Source organism: Pseudomonadota bacterium, assembly GCA_030859565.1.
GTDB lineage: Bacteria > Pseudomonadota > Gammaproteobacteria > JACCXJ01 > JACCXJ01 > USCg-Taylor.
Window position 1 is genome coordinate 1 of sequence record JALZJW010000220.1, and the last position, 4308, is coordinate 4308.

Here is a 4308-nt window from a genome sequence, read left to right on the forward strand (position 1 = left end):
GTTGCGTTGGCTCAATAGCAGCCGGAGCCAACCTTAGGCGATCAACTTTCGCTTGCTACCGGTAGCGGTACCAGTGATCCGGCCTCGCGGGTCGCCATTTCCAAACCGAGGCGTCTATGCTCGGTCGCGCGGTCGGGATCTCCGATATGGTCCAGCGTTTCCGCCAGGAGCCAATACGCTTCAGGCCCCGGGTTTTGTTTGATGCATGCCTCGAGGTAATAGCAGGCCTTGCCCCATAGCTCGCTCTTAAAGCAGAGCCTGCCTAAGGTGAGCAACAGCGTTGCATCGTCGCCATGGCTGCCTAGCCATTTTTCGGCCGCGTTGATCTGCGCAGCCAAGTCCCCGCTCGGCATGAGCCCGTAACGTTTCACCAGCGCCTGGTCCCAATCACTCTTGAGTGCTTTTTGGATCAGGGGGATGGCCTTGGATCCTTGGCCGAAGGCGTGTGCGCGAGCGGCGTAGACTTCGATGATCGCGGGGTGGCGGCGCGGAGTGCTCGGAATCCGTGACCAGACGGCCTCGAGCGCGTCCGCGTCCTGGGCATTGGCCAGCAGTCCCGCATGGGCATCGGTTTGGCGCGCTAAGATTTCTTCCGCGCTACAGACCTTACGCTGCTTTAGTGCAGGCAGGAGATCCAATAGCTGCCGCCAATCCTGCATCTGCGTAAGGAGCCGAAGCGAAAGTTTCAGTACCCGAGGATGCGAAGAGTTGATCGCGCGCAGCCGCAGCAGAGTCGCTTTCGCTTGCTCCCATTGGCCTTGTTGCAGTTGCAGCTCGGCTTCGGTAAGCCCAACGGCGAGCTGTGCTTGGGGGCCGGTTTCCTCGGCGAGACGAAGATATTCGTCGCGGCGTGTCCAGGCGCGCTGAGAATGCGCAGCCTGGGCGGCCGCCAAATAGTGGACCAGCGGATACTCGCTGGTGGCGGCATTTCGGCTGAACGTTCCCTCGGCGAGTTCCCAGTTGCCCTCGGCAAGCGCCATTACGCCGTTCACTAAGGCTTTCTGCGCCTTGCCGCTACGCTGCGTGTGGCTCCAGTCGAACAGACGCCGGGGCGCGGACCAGAGCTTCGCGAGCACGCGCACCAATAAATAAAGCGTGACGGCCAATAATCCGAGCAGGAACACAAAAAAGTTGACGCTGGATCGCAGCAAACGGCCATGGTAGCCAATTACCACGAAGCCCGGGTCCTCGCTCGAGACTTGCGCGACGATCACCGCCGCAAGCAGCACGAGCAAGCAAAGGAACAGCAATCTCATTGCCGTGACTTCTCGGCCTCGAACGCGCGTTCCGCGCCTTGACCTTTAGCCTCGGGGGGCGAGGCGCCTGCCTCCACCGGTGGGGTCGGCATTTGGGGTGGGGAAGCGGCCGGATGAGCGCTTTTCGCCGACACGGGAAGGCCTTGTTTCTGGGCCACGATATAGTCGCGGATCGCTCTCATGGACCCCGAGATGTCAGGCAAAGGTGGTTTCAGTTCCAATGCGCGAAATTCCTTGAGTTTGGCGAGCAAGCTGGACACCGGCTCGGCATCGGTGTCGTAATAGCGGGCAAGCACCTCGGATAAACTCTCGATTGCGGCGCGTAGGGTTTTCGTGTCGCGGTGCAGAACGTCGAGCCGCGCGTTAAAAAGCTCTAGCCGTAAATGCTGTTGCACTAAGCGGCGAAAGGCGACGTCGAACAAGAACGGATCGCGGGTGTCCATTTCTTGTATCGAGACCATGTTCGCTAGGTCTTTCCAGATGGCGCCGGCCAGGTCCGTCCAGGTATCGATTTCGGGGGACTCCACCGGCTGCGCCGTCGGCGCTGGCGCCGCGAGCTCAGCCTTGAAGGGGAGATCGTCGCTGCGGCCGATGATGTCCCCTAGATAGAGCGCGATACCGGCAATGTCGGTCATCGGGACCGCGCGCAGGGAATTCATGTCCTTGACCAACTGCTCGCGGACGTTTTTTAAGTCCGGTCTGTCAAGCCGGTGCAAACGCCCGTCGGCGGTTTCTAGCGCAGTGAGTGCCATGGGAACATCGTGCGCCAGATCCAGGCGGTGTTGTGCGGTTGCGATTAGGAATTCCACCTCGGCCAATGCCAGACCCTCGACGCTATTCGGCTTTTGCAGCGCGAGATTACCGAGCGTACGCGCGAGCGATTTTTGCTCGCGCTGAAGGCCCTCGATCACGGTGGCGGTCTGCGTGTTTTTCCCGCCGATGGCCCCGATGTCAGCGCGCAGCGAGTCGATGTGCGCGTTTAAGTCTTGCAGTTGATCGTTGTAGTGCTGGATGGCCGGCGTGTAATCGTAACGCCACCACTTGAACGTGGCGGCGGCGGCCACCGCGAAGAGCACGACCAGGATGCGTGTAAGCCAGGGTCCTTGCGGTTTCGGTTCGGGACGGGTCTCGGCGGTGGGCTCGATGGTTTGCGGCTCATCGGGAGAGAGGAGCGGTGCGAGAGATTTGTCTTTTTCCATTATCCGTTCTCGTTAGGCTGCACCTTCGATTCTGTCGTCCGGCCCCCTGTCGCTTTCCATCCAGTGCGCCACGCCACAAGCGCAGCGAGCAGACCGGCATCGCTTGCGTCCGCGGCCACGATCGGGTGCGTGCAGCCCAGTTCTCGTGCATGCACCGCCATGCGTTCGTTCATCACCGCGATCGCGCGCCCGAGCAGCAGATTTTGCCGTTCGCCTATGATATCAAAAAGATTACGCAAGCCCTCGCTGCTGGTAGTAATGACGACATCTATTTGACCTTGTTCCCAGCGCTCAAGCAAGGCTTTCGCACTCAGACGAGATCGGGTGCGCCGGTAAACCTCCGCGTAATCTACGCATGCCCCACGCGCTTGCAGAATCTCTCCCAACAGAGGGCGGCCGTCGGCGCCGCGGAAGATCAAGATGCGTTTCTTATCGGGATGCCGCAGCGCGTCGAGATCGAGCAGGCCTTCGGTGTCTGCTTGTGCCGGGAGGGTCACTTCGCCCACGCCGAGCGCGTAGAGTCGCGCCGCCGTTGCCGGGCCGACGGCGATGACCGTGATCCCTTGCAAGGACTTACCGCGCTCGCAAATGAGCCTAAGTCCCCGCTCGGCGGCATTAGCGCTGATAAAGATCACGATGTCAAACGAGCTTAAACGGTCGATACGACGTCGGGTGGCCGCGGGATCGGCGGGATCCCGGATTTCGATGACGGGGTGTACCCAGACACTCCCGCCTTGGGCCTCGATCAGCTCGCAGAGACCCCGCGCCTGATGGAGAGGTCGGGTGACCAACACCCGCAATCCCAGAAGAGGCTTGACGGCGACGCTGGTATTAACCGGCGGCATCGGTGCTGGATCTCAGGATCTCCGCGGCGCCACGCGCGCACAGTTGGTCGGCGAGAGCGGTCCCCAGTCGCTCGGGCTCGCTGGCCGGGCCGTGCGACTCCGCGCGAATAAGCTCGGTCCCATCAAGGCGCGCGACCAATCCACGCAAGGAAAGGGTATGCGCGCTCAGCCCCGCCAAGCAGGCGATCGGCGCGTGGCAACCGCCGCCGAGGCGGCGATTAAAGCTGCGTTCGGCACGGATGCAAGTGTGGCTTTCGGGGTCATCGAGCGGGCCGATCAGATCCAGGACGCGGGTATCGCCGATCCGGCATTCGACGCCAATCGCGCCTTGGCCAATGGCGGGGAGCATGAGCGCCGGGTCGAGCAAGGATGCAATGCGCGCCTGTAGGTCCAAGCGCCGTAGCCCGGCTCCGGCGAGCAGGAGAGCGTCGAACTCACCGCGATCGAGCCGTTCCAAGCGCGTGCCGACATTGCCGCGCAGTTCGCCGACGACAAGATCCGGGCGCAAGGCGCGCAACTGCGATTGCCGGCGCAAACTAGAGGTGCCGATGCGAGCGCCGCTGGGAAGCTCATCCAGGCGCGGGTAATGGATCGACACAAGCGCATCGCGCGGGTCTTCGCGCTTTAGAACAACGGGAATGGCCAAGCCTTCCGGTAGATCGACGGTGACATCTTTCATGGAATGCACGGCCAGATCGGCGGCGCCGTCCAAAAGCGCCTGTTCCAGCTCCTTGACGAAGAGCCCCTTGCCCCCGAGCCCCCCGAGCGGCGTGTCGATATAGCGGTCGCCTTGCGTTTGAACCTTGAGCAGTGCGATGTCGATGCCGGGGTACAGTTCGAGCAAGCGCCCACGCACGAAATTTGCCTGACGTAGCGCCAAGGGGCTTTTGCGAGTGGCGATTCTTAAAGCGGTCAACATCGGAGTATTTTCTAATTCAAAGATGAGTCTGAAAGAAGGTAGTAAAGCCTGGCCTCCTAGGGTGAAAGAGTACTGGCCTCCGGGGATAG

At 61.6% G+C, this 4308-nt stretch carries 4 protein-coding genes; all 4 read right to left on the reverse strand.

What is annotated here, in order from left to right; translation table 11 throughout:
- Positions 1-41: 41 nt before the first annotated feature.
- From M3436_19610 to hemC, 4 genes are read right to left on the reverse strand one after another with little or no spacing between them, the layout of a single operon-like run.
- The gene (locus tag M3436_19610) at positions 42-1256 is read right to left on the reverse strand and encodes a heme biosynthesis protein HemY (protein MDQ3566187.1); all 1215 of its coding nucleotides are present in this window, start codon (positions 1254-1256) and stop codon (positions 42-44) included.
- Complete coding sequence (locus M3436_19615; protein MDQ3566188.1) at positions 1253-2455, reverse strand: uroporphyrinogen-III C-methyltransferase; 1203 nt, start codon at positions 2453-2455, stop codon at positions 1253-1255. Before M3436_19615 ends, M3436_19610 begins: the two co-directional genes overlap by 4 nt.
- Complete coding sequence (locus M3436_19620; protein MDQ3566189.1) at positions 2455-3300, reverse strand: uroporphyrinogen-III synthase; 846 nt, start codon at positions 3298-3300, stop codon at positions 2455-2457. Before M3436_19620 ends, M3436_19615 begins: the two co-directional genes overlap by 1 nt.
- On the reverse strand, positions 3287-4219 hold the full coding sequence (gene hemC, locus M3436_19625) for a hydroxymethylbilane synthase (protein ID MDQ3566190.1): 933 nt from the start codon (positions 4217-4219) through the stop codon (positions 3287-3289). The genes M3436_19620 and hemC overlap by 14 nt, the downstream gene beginning before the upstream one ends.
- Between the last annotated feature and the right edge of the window lie 89 nt (positions 4220-4308).

What these genes read in the sequence shown, in the direction of transcription:
- M3436_19620 (MDQ3566189.1), bottom strand. Translation starts at nt 3,300, where the DNA reads ATGCCGCCGGTTAATACCAGCGTCGCCGTCAAGCCTCTTCTGGGATTG.
- M3436_19615 (MDQ3566188.1), bottom strand. Translation starts at nt 2,455, where the DNA reads ATGGAAAAAGACAAATCTCTCGCACCGCTCCTCTCTCCCGATGAGCCG.
- hemC (MDQ3566190.1), bottom strand. Translation starts at nt 4,219, where the DNA reads ATGTTGACCGCTTTAAGAATCGCCACTCGCAAAAGCCCCTTGGCGCTA.
- M3436_19610 (MDQ3566187.1), bottom strand. Translation starts at nt 1,256, where the DNA reads ATGAGATTGCTGTTCCTTTGCTTGCTCGTGCTGCTTGCGGCGGTGATC.